The organism is Streptomyces lincolnensis, from assembly GCF_001685355.1.
Lineage (GTDB): Bacteria > Actinomycetota > Actinomycetes > Streptomycetales > Streptomycetaceae > Streptomyces > Streptomyces lincolnensis.
The window spans coordinates 9,093,287-9,109,150 of sequence record NZ_CP016438.1 but is presented as its reverse complement, the minus strand read 5'-3'; the positions used below and the strand labels follow the sequence as shown (position 1 = coordinate 9,109,150).

Below are 15,864 nucleotides of genomic sequence, written 5' to 3'. Positions count from 1 at the left end.
CGGCCTCCTGGTGAGGCCGAGTCCCGTGCCGGGGACGCTCAGGAGAGGCCGGAGGCCCAGGAGTAGCCCTTCAGGTACGGGTCCGGCTTGATCGGCTTGCCCGAGTTCCAGACCTCCTCGATGAGGCCGTCCGCGCCGACCTTGCCGATGCGGGCCGTCTTGTAGACGTGCTGGGTGGCGCCGTCGACGGTCACCCTGCCCTCGGGGGCGTCGAGTTCGATGCCGCCGGAGGCCGCCTTGACCTTGGCGACGTCGAACGAGCCGGCCTTCTCGACCATGTCCTTCCAGAGGTACACGGAGATGTAGGCCGCCTCCATCGGGTCGCTGGTCGGCTTGTCCTTGCCGTAGGCGGCCTGGTAGGCCTTCACGAACGTCGTGTTGGCCGCGCCCGGGGTGGTCTCGTAGTAGTTCCAGGCGGTCAACTGGCCTTCCAGGTACTGCGTTCCGATGCTCTTGACCTCCTCCTCGGCGATGGACACCGACAGCACCGGCAGGCTCTTGGCGGTGAGCCCGGCGGACTTGTACTCCTTGAAGAAGGCCACGTTGCTGTCGCCGTTGAGGGTGTTGAACACGGCGTCCGCGCCGGCGTCCTTGACCTTGTTGACGATGGTGCTGAACTCCGTGGAGCCCAGCGGCGCGTAGTCCTCGCCGACCACCGTCATGCCCTTGGCCTTCGCGTACGCCTTGATGATCTTGTTGGCGGTGCGCGGGAAGACGTAGTCGCTGCCCACCAGGTACAGCCGCGTCAGCCCCTGCTTCTTCAGGTAGTCCAGGGCGGGCACGATCTGCTGGTTGGTGGTGGCGCCGATGTAGAAGATGTACGGCGACTGCTCCAGGCCCTCGTACTGCACCGGGTAGAACAGCAGCGACTTGTAGCGCTCGAAGACGGGCTTGACGGCCTTGCGGCTGGCCGAGGTCCAGCAGCCGAAGGTGGCCACGACCTTGTCGTCGGTGATCAGGGCCTCGGCCTTCTCGGCGAAGGTCGGCCAGTCGGAGGCGCCGTCCTGGCTGATCGGCTTGAGCTTCTTACCCAGGACGCCGCCGGCGGCGTTGATCTCCTTGACCGCGAGCAGCAGCGCGTTGTGGACGGTCACCTCGCTGATGGCCATCGTGCCCGAGAGCGAGTTCAGCAGGCCGACCTTGACGGTGTCGCCGGAGGTGTCGGCCTTGGCGCCGGAGCCGGACGCCTCGGTGCTGCCGGTCTTGGCGCCGCACGCGGTGAGCGCCGCGCCCGCCCCGAGGGCCGATGCGCCCGCGAGAAGACCACGTCTGCTGATACTGAGCCCGGACATGCGGAACCTCCTTGCCCACAAAGGGCGATGTGAAGAAGAGCGGAAGACTCGGGAGGGAGCGAAGAAGAGGGGACGCGCTTCAGGAACGGCGGCGGTGTCGCACGGATTCCAGCCGTTCCGGGGTGGCGTCCGGGCTGGTGCTGAAGTGCGTCCACAGCCTGCGAGGGAACTGTTTCCCCTGCGTTTCGGCGCAATTGAAGAACAGTTTCCAGCGGAAGTATTTATTTCGGCCGAGGAGAGTGGGCCGTCGCAGGTGAAACGCTGTCGCGGGCCTGCCGCCAGGGCATCTTCATTGCTTCCTGGGGAAAGGATCTGTTTTACTGATCCACCAAGGCGCGGACGCGAGCTGAGGAGTGCGATGGCGAGGCGGCCCCAGGATCTGCTCCAGCTGCTGACACGGGCCGAGCGGCTGTCCGTACGCCGACTTCAGTCCGTCCTTGAGGAGTTCGACTGCTCCGTCGAGGCGTGGCGGGTGCTGGACCTGCTCTCCGACGGCCAGGGACACCACATGTCGGCCCTGGCCGACCACGCCTTCCTGCCGGCGCCGACCCTGACCAAGCTGATCGACCAACTCGTCGACCAGAACCTCGTCTTCCGCCGGGTCGACCCCGTCGACCGGCGCCGCGTCCTGGCCCATCTCACCCCGAGGGGTCTTCAGCGCTGGCAGTTGCTGACCCGCGAAGTGCGCTCCGACTGGGCGGAGTTGGAGCCTCTCCTCGCCCAGATGGACGGGGAGCGGCTGGGTCTGCTGCTGGACCGGCTGGCCGACGCACTGGAGGGCGGGACCGCGACCGGCCGGGGTGGTGTCACAACAGGTCGTGCGGAGCGTCCAGTTGGGCGAGCACGGTGAAGTCGAGCCCGTCCGCCCGCGCCAGGTAGATGCGCTGGCGGACATGCCGGCCGTCCAGGCCCAGCAGGCCGCGCGGCCCCTCGTACGACACGCTTCCGGCGGCCGCGCCGATGGCGAGGACGTCCAGCGTGCGGGCGCGTTCGATGAGCGCCGCGAGCAGCAGCACTCCCTCGTAGCAGGACTCGCCCAGGCTACCCGGGGTGGGAGCGTCCGTCCCGAAACGGCCCGCGTACTGGCCGTGGAAGTCCATGGTGTTCTGGTCCGCCAGTGAGGCGAAGTACCCGGCCGTGCTGTACAGGTCGACGGTGGCCTCGGGGCCGCTGCCCAGCAGCATGTTCTCGTCCATCAGGGTGCTCAGTCGCAGGCTGCGCCGGTCGAGCCCAAAGGCGGCGAACGCCCGGTTGAAGCGGACCGCGTCGCTGCCCACCAGCAGCATCAGCACGGCGTCCGCGTCCGTCCGCTCGATGCGCCGCAGCACGTCGTGGAAGTCCTCGGCGCCCAGCGGCAGGTACGCCTCGCCGCAGACCACGCCCCGGCAGTCGCGCGCGTAGCGGCGGGCGGCCCGGGCGGTGCGCCGGGGCCAGACGTAGTTGTTCCCGACGACGAACCAGCGGCGCACACCCCGGGCCTGCGACAGCAGCCGCATGGCCGGCAGCAGCTGCCAGGAAGGTGTCTCGCTGGTCATGAAGACGCCCTCGGTGTGCTCGCCGCCCTCGTACAGCGCCGTGTACACATACGGCACCCGGTGGGCGATCCGCGGGGCCAGGGCCTGCCGGACCGAGGAGATGTGCCAGCCGGTGACACCCTGCACGACGCCTGCCGCCACCAGGGCCTCGACGTCCTGGGCGACCTGCTCGGGGTCGCCGCCGCCGTCGACCTCCAGCAGCCGCAGCTCCTTGCCCAGGACTCCCCCGGCCTTGTTGATCTCCTCGGCGGCCAGCCGCGCGCACGCCTCGCAGGTGGGCCCGAAGATCCCGGCAGGCCCCTGCATCGGGTACACGAGCGCGACGTTCAGGGTCGAATCGTCGGCCGTGAACCACTCGGGGGTGGAGAGGCGGAGCTGCGGCCGGTGCATGGGCTCATGATTGCCGGACCGTCCCGGCCGCCCAAGCCGCGTCCGAGATCGAGACCGATTCGTAGGCATGTTCGTAGGCACGGCGGGGTGCCGGCCGAGGTACTGCGGGACGAGGCGGCTTCGCAATACGGCGTTCACCCCCGGAGGACTTCATGGAAACACCGGGTTCCTAGCCTGTGCGCCCATGGATTCGGTGCTGTATCCAGGGCGGGCCACGACCGCCGACGCACAGGCGGTCCCGGCTTCGCCCTCTCTGCGTGAGACGGTCTACGCGCAGCTGCGTTCCGCGGTGCTCGACGGGGCGTTCGGTCCACGCGACCGGCTCGCCGAACTGCGCCTGGCCGCCCGTTTCGGTGTCTCGCGCACCCCGGTGCGCGAGGCGCTCGCGCGGCTGCTGTCGGACGGCCTGATCGAGCGCGCGGACGGCGGCTTCTTCGTCGCCGTCCCGAGCCTCGCCCAGCTCGGGGACTTCTACGAACTCCGCAACACCCTGGAACTGCGCGGCATCGCGCGGGCCGCCGAGGATCCCTCGCTACGGCACGATCCCGCGATCGTCGCCGCCGAACTGGACCGCTGGTACGCGCTGCGCGACCAGCCGCCGGAGCCCGGTCCGGGCTTCCTCGTCGAGGACGAGCGGTTCCACACCGAACTCTCCCGCGCCTGCGGCAACCCGGCGCTCACCGAAGCGCTGTCGACGGCCGCCCGGCGCGTCCGTCAGGTCCGAAGACATGACTTCCTCACCCCCGACGAGGTGGAGACTGCCGTCTCCGAGCACATCGGGATCCTGGAACTCCTCCGCGACGACCGCCCCGAAGCGGCCCATCGGGCACTGCACTCCCACCTCGGCGCGTCTCCGGCCGAGGTGCGGGAACACGCCCGCAGCTCCCTGACCCGGATGGCCCTGAACGCGGATCGTCCCTGAGCCGTCACGACGCCAGGGCTACGACGGGCTCGGCGCCGCGCTCGGGCCGATCCCCCGGAGTTCGCGGACCGTCCCGCCGATCCTGGGGCGCAGGGGTTCCAGCAGTTCCGGTTTCGCGCTGACGACCCAGCGCATGCCGACGAGGTACTTCCCTCCGTAGACGCTGGCGGACTCCAGCCAGGTCTCCTTGTACTTCTCCTCGGGGAACGTGGTGATGCGGTAGCCGTCCTTCCCCTTCTGGCACACACCCTCGCGCAGTTCGTCCGCGTCGATGCGGATCGAGGCCGTGCAGCCGATCAGGCCGGCGATGACCTCCACCTTCGCCGGGGCCACGACCCCGGCCGCGGGGGCCGAGGACACGCTTGTCGGCTTGGTGTTCACCGACGCCTTGCCCTCGTCGCCGCCACCGCCGCACGCCGTGGCCAGGGCGAGCACTCCCAGGCTTGCGGCGAGTGCGATGCCCCGCCTCCGACGGCCGACGCCTGTTCGCTGCGGCTGGTGTGGCACGTGCCTCTCCGTATCCGGTCCGGTCTTCTCCCCCGGTCTGCGGGGCTTCGGCAAGGTGTACGGGTGAACGGCGGCGGCTGTTCACCGCCGCCGTTCTGCAGGTGGTCCGCTGTTCTACGACCGGCCCAGGACCCGACCCAGTTCGATGCGGTCGATGTCCGGCGCCCACGCGCCCGGGTTGCCGAAGGTCACCCGGTTGGCGCCCTTCTCCAGGTCGACGGGCACGCCCACCGTCCAGTAGTCGTCGGCGCTCCAGGTGTTCTTGAAGGTGACCGTCCGGGGTGCCGAGGCGCCCACCGTGATGTCCGCCGTCCGGGACATGATGTCGGTGTTGTAGGAGTGGCCGTTGTCGCGCCGGTCGTTGTGCGCGTAGTGCACGACCAGCACATAGCGTCCGGAGCGGGGCGCGTCGACCGTGAACTCGGCGGTGCTGTCGGGGCTGTTGCCGAGTGAGCCGATGTAGGAGCCGCCCGAGGCGTGGGCGGATTCGACGAGCTTCGCGCCGCCCGCGAGGGTGGCGGAGGCGGCCTCGTAGGACAGCGTGCCCGCGGTGGAGCCGTCGCCCGAGACGTCGAGGGAACGGACGGCGGCGTGTCCGCCGGTCACCGCGACGCGGTTGTTGCCCGCCACCAGGTACAGCCGCAGCGGCCGCTCCGGAGCGGCCGCCACCTTCTCCCCGTGCAGGGCCAGCGTCACGGCCGCCGACGCCCGGGGCACCACCGTGTAGTAGCCGTCGCGCGGGGCGTAGACGTCGAAGACCGCCTTGTCACCCCGGCGCAGGACGAGCGCGCCCGTGCCCAGTCCGGCCGAGGAGGTGTAGTCGTACGACGGCCTGCCGCTGATGTCCGCCAGCGTGGCCTCGTACCTCGCGGTCGGCGCACCGGTGTTGCGGGTCAGGTCGACACGGTCGAGCGTGACCTCGGCGGCCCCCTTGGCGAGGCTCAGGACGTGGGTGCCCGCGGACAGTTCCACGGTGACGTCCTTCTTGGCGCGGTAGGTCCAGTTCTCCGTGGAGGGATAGGTCACCGTGACCGGGGTGCCGCCGTCGAGCGACAGCTTCTGGGTGGCGGGGGCGCCGGACTGGTTGCCGTAGAGGATCGCCAGGTCGTAGGTGCCGTTCTCGGGCACCGTCACCGTGAAGTCGACCTTGCTGGAGGCCTGGTTGAGGGAGCCGACGTCCTTGGTGCCGGAGGCCGCGTAGCCGTTGGCGTTGCTGACCGTGCCCTGGGTGTAGACCTGACCGCCGGTGATGGCCGCGGCCTCGGCCTCGTACGACGCCGACCAGGGGACGGAGGGGGCGGTCGGGGTGCCGGTGCCGCCGGGGGTGAGGACGATCCGGTAGGCCGACATCTTGTGCAGGCCGCGCAGCGGGACGGTGACCGTGCCGTCGGCCGCGACCTTCACCTTCGTACGGGCCAGGACGCGGGGCGTCGCGTGCTGTCCCTCGTAGCCGGACCAGGCGGCCTCGGCGACGGTCGCGGTGACCGTACGGCCGAAGACGGACCGGGAGACGTTGCGCACGACGACGTCGGAGTCACCGGCGGAGCCGCCGAGCAGGACCTGGGCCTGGCGTCGGGCGGTGTCGAGGGAGGCGAGTCCCTGGAGGGTGTCGATGGTGTTGGCCTGCGGCGGGGTCACCTTCACGGTGTTGCCGGTCAGGCCCGCGTACCAGCGGAAGAACCACCAGCCGCCGTTGGGGATGTTGGAGCGGACGACGTTGCCGTCCATGTTGCCCGCGGCGTCCCAGTAGGCCTGGTTGGCGTACACCTTGTTCCGCTCGAACATCGAGACCCACTGCACGAGTTGCCCCGGCACGGACAGGTCGCGGCGGTTGGCGTACTCATCGATGTTGATCTTCAGCGGAGCTATGCCGGCCGCTCGCTCCAGGGCGCGGTAGTCGTCGTAGTGGGCCTGGAAGTCCCGCAGGGAACCGGAGCCCAGCTCGTGCCACGTCATCACCTGGGGCAGGACGTTCTCCCGCTTGGCGAAGGCGAGGAAGTCCTTGAGCAGGCGGTTGTGGTAGGCGGCTTCGTTGGGGCCGGCGATCCTCGCGTCGGGGTCGATCGCGCGGATGCGCTGGTACACCGTCTTCCAGTCCTTGAAGAACCGGTCGCGGTTCTTCTCGTACTGCGCCTGGTCCGAGACGTCGAGCTTGTACCAGATCTGGTCGGGCTCGTTGAACGGGATGTAGACGAAGCGGTCGCTGTTCGGGTCGGCCGACACCTCCTTGGTGATCTTGTCGACCTTGGGGAGGTAGTCGTCGATGCCGAGATCCTCGTAGGGCCACTTGGCGTAGATGTCCTGCATCATCACGTTGATCTCGCCGCCGCCGTTCCTGAAGAACGACCTGGAGACGGTGAGCGCGTCGCCGTTGGGGTGCTGGGCACCGCCCTCCGGCTTCTGCGAGATGCTGGTGATCTTCAGGGGTTCCAGGGCGGCGTCGCTGGGCACGCCGTCGTCGCTGAGCCCGTACAGCGCGCCGTTGGCGCCTAGCATCACCGGGCCCTCGGAGGCGGCGAGGTCGACGGTGAGGCGCTGCGGGTCGACGGCTGCTGCCGCGGACTGCGTCGCCGGGAGGGTGGCTGCCATGGCGGCTACTCCAAGTGCGGCTGCTAGCAAGGCGGTACGGGATCTCGTGCGGGTGGGGGTGATCACGCGGCTGGACCTCCGGTCACTTGACGGCTCCACTGGTGATTCCGGACACGATCTTTCGCTGGCCGACGAGGAAGACGGCGACCATGGGCAGGCTCATCACCACGACGTACGCGAAGACGAGGTGCCAGTTGTTGAGGTAGAGCTGGGCGCTGGCGACCTGGTAGAGGTTGAGCGGCAGGGTCGCCCGCTCTCCGCCGCCGAGGACGAAGAACGCGTAGAAGATGTCGCTCCAGGCATAGAGCATCACCATGATCGTCGCGGTGGCGATGACCGGCCTGAGCAGCGGGAGGACGATCCGCCAGAAGATCCGCTGCGGACTCGCCCCGTCGATCCTGGCGGCCTCCTCCAGTTCCAAGGGGATGGCGCGGATGAAGCCGGTCATGAAGAAGATCGACGTGGAGAGGTACATGCCGGTGTAGACGGCGATCATTCCGGGGCGGGTGTTGGCCAGACCCAGCTGCCGCAGTTCCATCACGATGGTGATGACGGCGGGCGGCAGCAGCAGTCCGCTGATGCACAGCGCGTACGCCGCCGAGACCAGCTTGGACTTGCGGCGGGCGAAGACCCAGGCGGCGCCCGCGCCCAGGATCAGCACGAGGATCACCGAAGGCACCACGACGAGCAGCGAGTTGAGGAAGCCGCGCAGCATCTCGCCCTGGCTGACGGCGTCCGCGTAGTTGCCGCCGGGCTGCCAGTGCCGGGGCAGGTCCAGGTTGGGTTTGATGGCCTCGGCCTGCGGCTTGGCCGAGGTGACGGCGACCAGCCACAGCGGGACGCCGACGGCGAGGGCGGCGAGGAGGACGACGAGGGCGGGGCGGCCGTACCGCCAGGTCGCGGTCACAGCGTCTGCTCCCTTCGCCTGAGCCCGACGACCAGCGGGATCGCCACGGCCACCACGACCAGGAAGAGGATCAGGCTCATCGCGGAGGCCTGGGCGTACAGGCCCTGTCCGAAGATCCGGAACATGTAGATGTTGAAGACCTCGGTGGAGGCCGCGGGCCCGCCGGCCGTGGTGGCCTGCACGATGTCGAAGGTGTTCATCGAACCGATCAGCGCCGTGGTGACGTTGAAGGTGACGGCCGGGGCGAGCATCGGCCAGCGCACCGACCAGAAGGTCCGCCACGGGCCGGCCCCGTCCATCCGCGCGGCTTCCAGCATGTCGCCGGGGATGCCCTTGAGCCCGGCCAGGTAGATCAGCATGGCCAGGCCCATCCACTTCCAGCCGTGGATGAGGGTGACCACGACCAGCGTCCAGGTCGTCGAGCCGAGCCACGGGATGTCCGTGCCCAGCACCGAGTTGACGGCGCCGTCCTGGTCCAGGAGCGCCCGGAAGACGTAGCCCGTGGCCAGGGCCGAGATGAGCACCGGCAGGAAGAAGACGGCGCGGAAGAACCGGTTGAAGCGGCTGTCGTCCTCCAGGAGCAGCGCGAGCACCAGCCCGAAGCCGTTCTGGAAGAGCGCCGCCAGCAGGGCGTACAGCAGGGTCGTGCGGATCGCGCGCAGCAGCGATCCGTCGTCGGCGATGGTCCTGAAGTTGTCCAGGCCGGTGAAGGCGATGTCCGCGTGGTAGGAGGACCAGTTGGTGAACGGGTAGTAGAAGTTGAGCAGGTTCGGCAGCAGGAAGAAGCCGGCGAAGACGACGACCGCGGGGAGCGCGAACCACCAGGGGTGGTGCACGGCGGCCCGCGGCAGCCGCCCCACGCCCTTCGGCGTGCTGCGGGCGGGCGGCTGCTTGCGTGTACGTACGACCGTGTCCGCCATCATCAGAACCCGGGGGCGCCCTGGGCCTTGGCCACCTGCGCGAACTGGTCCTGGATCGCCTGGGCGACCTGCTGCGGGCTCTTCTTGCCGTAGATCATGTCGGCGAGGTAGAGGTGGGTGTCCGGGGCGACGATCGCCTTGGCCTGGAAGACGCCGATGGCCTTGGGCAGGGCCGCGACCTGGTCCTTGGAGGTCTGCGGGAGTCCGGCGGGGGTGGGCACGGACGGCTGCACGGACGGGATCTTCATCGTCTTGATGTAGTCGGCGTAGTCGGGGCCCAGCCAGAAGGCGAGGAACTGCCGGGCCGCGTTCTGCCGCTTCTCGTCGCCGGTCTTGAAGGCGACGACGCCGTTGGTCTGGTCGGGCGAGTACAGGCCGGTGGCCGAGGAGTTGGCGACCGGGAACCAGCCGATCTTCCGGTCCAGTTGGGCGGTGGAGTACTTGGCCTGCAACTGGCTCTGGAAGGAGGTGACGTTGAGGACCATGCCGGCCTCGCCCTTCCACAGGGCGTCGGCCTGCCCGGTGAAGGTGCCGGTCTTGTAGTTCTTCTGGGCCAGCCCGGCGTCGAGCAGCTTCTCCTTGTACTTCTTGATCGCGCCGACGACGACCGGGTCGGTCCACTTCTTCTTGTTCGCGTTCAGGTCCGCCCACCACTGCTGGTCGAGGTCGGTGAGCTGGACCTGCATCTGCCACTGGAGGGGCCACTGGTCGCCGCCGGCCTCGTAGAAGCCGGCCGCGTCGGTCTTGTCGGCGACGGTCCGGCCGAGGGCCAGCAGGTCGTCGTAGGACTGGGGGAAGTCCTTCTCGCTCAGTCCGGCCTGCCGGAAGACGTCCTTGTTGTAGTAGACGCCGAGCATGGCGGGGCTGGTGACGATCGCCGCGTACCGCTTGCCGTCGATCACGCCGAGCGACTTCTCGGTGCCGCCCAGCTTGGCCTCCCACGGTTCGCCGTCGAGGGGCAGGAGGTTCTGCTTGGGCTGGACGAACGGCAGGGTGGAGATGGAGGGCTGCCAGAACATCAGGTCCGGGCGGTCGCCGGAGGCCAGCTTGGTGGGGACGTTCTGCTCGTAGAGGTCCGGGATCGCCTGGGTCTCCACCTGGGCGCCGGTGGCCTTCTCGAAGGCGTCGATGACCTGCTTGGGCGCGTTGACGGTGTTCTGCGCCGTCCACATGGTCAGCTTCACGCCGTCGAGGCGGGCGGTCGGATCGACCGCCGTCTGCTTCGGCGCGGAGTCGGAGTCGGAGTCCGCGGCGGTGGGATCGCTGCACGCGGTGGCGGCCAGGCCGAGGGCGCCTATCAACGCCAGGGCGGGGAGAGCTCTTCTCTTCATCACGTGCCTTTCGAAACAGGTGGTTCAGGGAGCGGGACTCACAACTGCGCTGTACGTCGAGGGGAGTTCGGGCGGGCGGCACGGGGTGGCCGGGGTCGGACCGTGGGCGGCGCGGGGCGGTCAGGCGGACGGCGGCCCCGAGCTCTCCCGCACCACCAGCTCCGGTACGGAGACGGGATGCGGGGCGATCTGCGCGGACTCCTCCAGCACGCCGTGCAGCAGGGCGAACGCGGCGCGTCCGAGACCGGTGAAGTCCAGGCGCACGGTCGTCAGGGTGGGGGTCAGATAGGCGGAGTGCGGGGCGTCGTCGAACCCGGCCACGCTGACCTCGCCGGGGACGGACCGGCCGGCGTCGTGGAGTGCGCGCAGCACGCCGAGTGCGAGGTCGTCGTTGCCGCACAGGATCGCCGTGACGGCCGGGTCCTCGGCGAGCCGCAGTCCGGCCGCGTGGCCGCCCGCCGGTCCCCAACTGCCCTGTACGGGGCTGGGTTCCGGTGCTCCGGCCTCCTTGAGCGCCTGCCGCCAGCCGCTGGTGCGGGCGCTGGTGCGGCGGGTGCTGGAGGGGATGGCGACGTAGTGCACGGTCGCGTGGCCGAGGGAGAGCAGATGCCGGGTCGCCTGGTAGGCGGCCTCGCGGTCGTCGGTCCACACCCACGGGCGGTCGCCGCGGGGCGGGCTCGCCGGGGTCTCGACCACGCCGACGACGGGCAGTTCGGCGGGGACGGCGGCGAGGGCGCCGACACCGGCCGGGTCGTAGGCGATGACGATCAGTCCGCCGCCGGCGTCCGCCGCCCGCCGCACCTCGGCGGTGACGGCGGCCTCGTCGGCCGATTCGAGGACGCCGATGCCGACCGCGTAGGACGCGGCGCGGGCGGCCTCCTCGATGCCCTGGAGGATGGAGGCGTAGCCGTAGTGGGTGGTGTTGGCGGTGAGGACGGTCACGGCCCTGCTGCGTCCGCTGGCCAGGGCGAGGGCGGTCGCGTTGCGCCGGAAGCCCAGCTCGTCGATGGCGGCGAGGACGCGCTCCCGGGTGGCCTCCTTGACGCTGGGATGGCCGTTGATCACCCGGGAGACGGTCTGGTAGGAGACCCCGGCGGCGGTCGCGACGTCCCGGATGCTCGGTGGGCGCCTTGTGTGACCGGTCACATTCATGCCAGGATTGTGACCGGTCACACTGAGGTAGTCAAGAGAACGTAACGAGGGATTCACGAGGGAGAAGCATCTTGACCGGTATGGCGGACGCGGCACTCAACGACACGTCGGGCACGTTCAGTTGGGGCCACGCGGCCCTGGAGACCGAGTTCGTCACCGCCTCCGACGGGACGCTGCGGCTGGTCCGGCTGACCAGGCCGGACGGCTCCGGGGACGGGGTGGATGCCGGTGACGGGGTGGGTCCCGACGGCCGGGTGGATCCCGAATCCGCGCTCCCTCTCGTGGAGTTGACCGCTTTCGGGCACGGCAGCGGCTGGTCCGGCCCGCGGTTCACCGGCACGGCCCTCGGCAACCGGCTCAGACACCGGGGCCATCGCGCCGGCCGTGCGGCCGACCGGGAGTGGCTGACCGTCGAACTCCACGACGAGGACACCGGGTTGACGGCGTTCGTCGAGCTGACGTCCCCCGTCGGACTGTCGGTGCTGCGCTCCCGGGTACGGCTGCGCAACGAAGGCATCGAACCGTTGGTCGTCCAGTCCGTCAGCAGTCTGCTGCTCGGCGGCCTGCCCTCCCCCGACGCCCTGGACGTCCACCGGGCGCGCAACGACTGGCTGGCGGAGTGCCGTTGGTACACCGAGCCGCTGCGGGCGACCGTCGCCGACATCCACGTCGGCGCCCACCAGCACGACAGCCGGGCCGCCCTCGCGCTGGCCGGGCGCGGCAGCTGGCCCACCGACGGCCATCTGCCGATGGGCGCGCTGACGGAGCGGGACGGGGGCCGGACCTGGCTGTGGCAGATCGAGTCCCCGGCCGGCTGGCGCTGGGACCTGGGTGAACACGCCGGCGGTACGCATCTGGCGCTGAACGGGCCGACCGACGCCGAGCACCAGTGGCGGGTCCGGCTGGCGCCGGGCGAGGAGGTCACCACGGTGGCGGGGGTGCTGGCCCTGGGCTCCGGGTTCGACGACGCCATGGGCGCCCTGACCACGTACCGCCGCACGGCACGCCGCCCGCACCCGGACCACACCGCCCTGCCCGTCGTCTTCAACGACTACATGAACACCCTGATGGGCGACCCGACCACGGCGAAGCTGCTGCCGCTGATCGACGCGGCCGCCGAGGCCGGCGCGGAGTACTTCTGCATCGACTCCGGCTGGTACGACGACTCGGCGGACGGCGGCTGGTGGAACAGCGTCGGCGCCTGGCAGCCCTCGTCCCGGCGCTTTCCCGACGGCGGCCTCCGGGCGGTCCTGGACCGCATCAAGGAGCGCGGCATGGTGCCCGGGCTGTGGCTGGAGCCGGAGGTCATCGGAGTGCACAGCCCGCTCGTGGCGGAGCTGCCCCCGGACGCCTTCTTCCAGCGGGACGGCGTGCGCCTCGCCGAGCAGGGCCGCCACCAGCTCGACCTGCGGCATCCGGCCGCCCGCGCCCACCTCGACAAGACGGTGGACCGGATCGTCGGCGACTGGGGCGTGGGCTATCTCAAACTCGACTACAACATCGTGGTCGATCCCGGCACCTGCGGCCCCGAGGACATCGCGCCGGGCGCCGGGCTGCTCGGCCACGCCCAGGCCTACCTGGACTGGCTGTCCGAGGTCCTCGACCGGTACCCGGGGCTGGTGATCGAGAACTGTGCGTCGGGAGGCATGCGCATGGACGGCGCCTCCCTCGCCGTATCCCAGCTCCAGTCCACCAGCGACCAGCAGGACCCGCTGCTCTATCCGCCGGTCTCCGCCGCCGCTCCCACCGCCGTCCCGCCCGAGCAGGGTGCCGTCTGGGCCTATCCGCAGCCCGAGTTCGACGACGACCTGATCGCCTTCACCCTCGGCGGAGCCCTGCTCGGCCGCGTCCACCTCTCGGGCCATCTCGACCGCATGTCCGAGCACCAACTCGACCTGGTGAAGGACGCGTTGACCGTCTACAAGTCGATCCGCCCGGACCTCCCGGACGCCGTCCCGTTCTGGCCGCTGGGCCTGCCCGGCTGGACGGACGAGTGGCTGGCCCTGGGGATGCGGGCGCCGGGTGACGGGGCGTCGTACGTGCTGGTGTGGCGCCGCGGCGGGACGGACGAACTACGGCTACCTGTACGGCATGTGGCGGGCCGTCAGGTCCATGCGGAGGTCCTGTACCCGTCCGCCCCGGCCGGCGGCTCCGCGCTCTGGGACGGGGACGGACTGCGGGTGTCGCTGCCGCGTACGCCCGCTGTGCTGCTCGTCCGTCTGACGTCGTAACAGCGGTCGGGGGCGCCCAGCTGAGCGGGGGGCCGAGCCGCTGGGCGTCACGTATATACCCGTCGGCCCCGAACTGCCCGGCAGAGCACCGGGACCGTCCTCACCGCCGAGCAGCGACGCCGGATCCTCGGGGGCATGGTCGCGGCGCGGTTCGAGGCGGTCGGCGCGGCGGCGGAGGGCTGCGACGTCGTCGTAGGAGGCGGGGGGCCGGCCGGCGGCCGACCCGGTGCCGGCACCGTGGCCGCTCCAGCCGTCCGGGCCGGCCGTCGTCCAGACCGGGGCCTGGCTGCTGCCGGACACCCGGCCGCTCTCCGGGGAGCCGACGAGGTTCCTCGACGCCGGCGAACCACCCCTGTACTGCGGGTTCGGCAGCGGGCGCGCTCGGGAGAGCGTGACGAAGAGCGTGCTCGACGCGGCTCGCGCGCTGGGGCTGCGCCTGGTGCTCTCCAGCGGCTGGGCGGAGCTGTCCCTCGGGGAGGACGCTCCCGACTGTCTGCCGATCGGCGAGGTGAACCAGCGGGAACTGTTCCGCAGGGTCGCCGCCGTGATCCACCACCGCGGCCGCGCTGTCCGGGGCGCCGCAGGTGATCGTCCCGCAGGGCTTCGACCAGTTCTGCTTCGCCCGCCGCGTCGACCACCTCGGCATCGGCGGCGCACACCCTGCCGGAGCACCCACCGCCGGACACCCTCCTCACCGCTCTCCGCCGCGCCCTCGGCGACGAAGGTGGCCGAGCGGGCCGGGACCGTCGCCGCCTCGATGCGCACCGGCGGTGCTCTGGTCGCCGCCCGGCGGCTGATCGCGGCGGGTGCGTAAGCTCACCTCTGATCGCCGACCGAGGAAGACGACATGAACCAACTCGCGCGCAGCGGCCCCGCACCGGTGGAGGTGGCGGTATGAGCACCGTACGGATCTCGCGACGTGCCCAGGCCGTCGCCCCGTTCTACGCCATGGAGTTCGGCAAGCACGCCGCCGCGCTGGAGGCCGAGGGCCACCACGTCGTCAGACTCAACCTGGGCGAGCCGGACTTCGGTGCGCCGCCCGCCGTACGGGAGGCGATGCGGGAAGTCATGGACGGGCGGCCCATGGCCTACACCGCGGCGCTCGGGCTGCCGGCGCTGCGGCAGGCGATCGCGCGGTTCTACGCGGATCAGCACGACGTCGAGGTCGATCCGGCCCGGGTCGTCGTGACGGCGGGGGCGTCGGCCGCGCTGGTGCTGGCCACCGCCGCGCTCGTCGACCCCGGCGACCGGGTGCTGATCGCGGACCCGTCGTACCCCTGCAACCGGCAGATCGTCGAGAGCTTCGGCGCCCGGGTCGGTCTCGTGCCGACCACGGCCGCGACGCGGTTCCAGCTGGACACGGCGTCGGTGCGCGCACACTGGACGGACGACACCCGCGGTTTGATGATCGCCACGCCGTCGAACCCGACGGGCACCTCGGTACCGGCCGACGAGCTCGCGGCGCTGTGCGAGCTGGCCGGTGAGCGCGGTGCGTGGCGGATCGTCGACGAGATCTATCTCAACCTCGGCGACCACGACGGCCGGGGCAGGCCGCCGCGCAGCGCGCTGTCGTACGACCCGGACGCCGTCGTCATCAACAGTTTCTCGAAGTACTTCGGCATGACGGGCTGGCGGCTGGGCTGGTGCGTGGTCCCCGAGGTGCTGGTCCCGGCGATGGAGCGGCTGGCGCAGAACTACTTCCTGTGCGCGTCCACTCCGGCCCAGCACGCCGCCCTGTCCTGCTTCACCGCCGAGTCGCTCGCGGTCTGCGAGGCCCGCCGGGTCGAGTTCGGCGAGCGGCGCGCGCTCGTCCTCGACGGTCTGGAGCGCGTCGGACTGCCGGTGCCCGTCCCGCCCGACGGTGCCTTCTACGTCTACTTCGACGTCAGCGACACCGGGCTGACCTCGTGGGAGTTCTGCGAGCGGGCGCTGCGGGAGGCTCATGTGGCCCTCACACCGGGCCGGGACTTCGGTGTCGGCACCGCGGACAGCCATGTGCGGCTGTCGTACGCGGCCTCGGCCGGCGATCTGCGCGAGGGCATCGCGCGGCTCGGGAAGTTCCTGGACACGCTGCGGTAGGGCGGCGGC

Annotated in this window: 13 protein-coding genes; 5 read left to right on the top strand and 8 right to left on the bottom strand. The window is 70.6% G+C overall.

Going from position 1 to position 15,864, the window contains the following annotated elements:
• Positions 1-38: 38 nt before the first annotated feature.
• On the bottom strand, positions 39-1,292 hold the full coding sequence (urtA, locus tag SLINC_RS40205) for an urea ABC transporter substrate-binding protein (protein ID WP_067443353.1): 1,254 nt from the start codon (positions 1,290-1,292) through the stop codon (positions 39-41).
• A gap of 358 nt (positions 1,293-1,650) precedes the next feature.
• On the opposite strand from urtA, the gene SLINC_RS40200 reads away from it, so the two are divergent.
• A complete protein-coding gene (locus SLINC_RS40200; RefSeq protein ID WP_067443352.1) occupies positions 1,651-2,142 on the top strand; it encodes a MarR family winged helix-turn-helix transcriptional regulator in 492 nt (163 codons plus the stop codon).
• Here the strand turns inward: SLINC_RS40200 and SLINC_RS40195 are convergent.
• Entirely contained in the window at positions 2,099-3,217 is a 1,119-nt protein-coding gene (locus SLINC_RS40195) for a substrate-binding domain-containing protein (protein ID WP_067443351.1), read from the bottom strand. The two genes, SLINC_RS40200 and SLINC_RS40195, sit on opposite strands and share 44 nt — an antisense overlap.
• A gap of 184 nt (positions 3,218-3,401) precedes the next feature.
• Here SLINC_RS40195 and SLINC_RS40190 point away from each other — a divergent pair, with 184 nt between their 5' ends.
• The gene (locus SLINC_RS40190) at positions 3,402-4,139 is read left to right on the top strand and encodes a GntR family transcriptional regulator (RefSeq protein WP_067443350.1); all 738 of its coding nucleotides are present in this window, start codon (positions 3,402-3,404) and stop codon (positions 4,137-4,139) included.
• 18 nt (positions 4,140-4,157) lie between these two features.
• On the opposite strand, the gene SLINC_RS40185 is transcribed toward SLINC_RS40190, so the two are convergent.
• The 6 genes from SLINC_RS40185 to SLINC_RS40160 all read right to left on the bottom strand — a co-directional run bounded on the left by SLINC_RS40185 (position 4,158) and on the right by SLINC_RS40160 (position 11,545).
• Positions 4,158-4,646, bottom strand: a complete 489-nt coding sequence (locus tag SLINC_RS40185) for a hypothetical protein (protein ID WP_067443349.1) — start codon at positions 4,644-4,646, stop codon at positions 4,158-4,160.
• A 114-nt stretch (positions 4,647-4,760) separates the two neighbouring features.
• Positions 4,761-7,235, bottom strand: coding sequence for a CBM35 domain-containing protein (locus SLINC_RS40180; protein WP_067443348.1), 2,475 nt, complete (start codon positions 7,233-7,235; stop codon positions 4,761-4,763).
• 82 nt (positions 7,236-7,317) lie between these two features.
• Positions 7,318-8,142, bottom strand: coding sequence for a carbohydrate ABC transporter permease (locus SLINC_RS40175; RefSeq protein WP_067443347.1), 825 nt, complete (start codon positions 8,140-8,142; stop codon positions 7,318-7,320).
• Positions 8,139-9,062, bottom strand: a complete 924-nt coding sequence (locus SLINC_RS40170; protein ID WP_067443346.1) for a carbohydrate ABC transporter permease — start codon at positions 9,060-9,062, stop codon at positions 8,139-8,141. Before SLINC_RS40170 ends, SLINC_RS40175 begins: the two co-directional genes overlap by 4 nt.
• A 2-nt stretch (positions 9,063-9,064) precedes the next feature.
• Positions 9,065-10,393 (bottom strand): ABC transporter substrate-binding protein, encoded by a 1,329-nt coding sequence (locus SLINC_RS40165; RefSeq protein ID WP_067443345.1) that lies wholly within the window; start codon positions 10,391-10,393, stop codon positions 9,065-9,067.
• A 120-nt stretch (positions 10,394-10,513) separates the two neighbouring features.
• Positions 10,514-11,545, bottom strand: a complete 1,032-nt coding sequence (locus SLINC_RS40160) for a LacI family DNA-binding transcriptional regulator (protein ID WP_067443344.1) — start codon at positions 11,543-11,545, stop codon at positions 10,514-10,516.
• Positions 11,546-11,625: 80 nt separating this feature from the next.
• Here SLINC_RS40160 and SLINC_RS40155 point away from each other — a divergent pair, with 80 nt between their 5' ends.
• The 3 genes from SLINC_RS40155 to SLINC_RS40145 all read left to right on the top strand — a co-directional run bounded on the left by SLINC_RS40155 (position 11,626) and on the right by SLINC_RS40145 (position 15,855).
• The gene (locus SLINC_RS40155; RefSeq protein WP_067443343.1) at positions 11,626-13,776 is read left to right on the top strand and encodes a glycoside hydrolase family 36 protein; all 2,151 of its coding nucleotides are present in this window, start codon (positions 11,626-11,628) and stop codon (positions 13,774-13,776) included.
• A gap of 226 nt (positions 13,777-14,002) precedes the next feature.
• A complete protein-coding gene (locus tag SLINC_RS40150; protein ID WP_067443342.1) occupies positions 14,003-14,590 on the top strand; it encodes a glycosyltransferase in 588 nt (195 codons plus the stop codon).
• Between the two features lie 80 nt (positions 14,591-14,670).
• Entirely contained in the window at positions 14,671-15,855 is a 1,185-nt protein-coding gene (locus tag SLINC_RS40145) for a pyridoxal phosphate-dependent aminotransferase (RefSeq protein WP_079164960.1), read from the top strand.
• Positions 15,856-15,864: the final 9 nt, after the last annotated feature.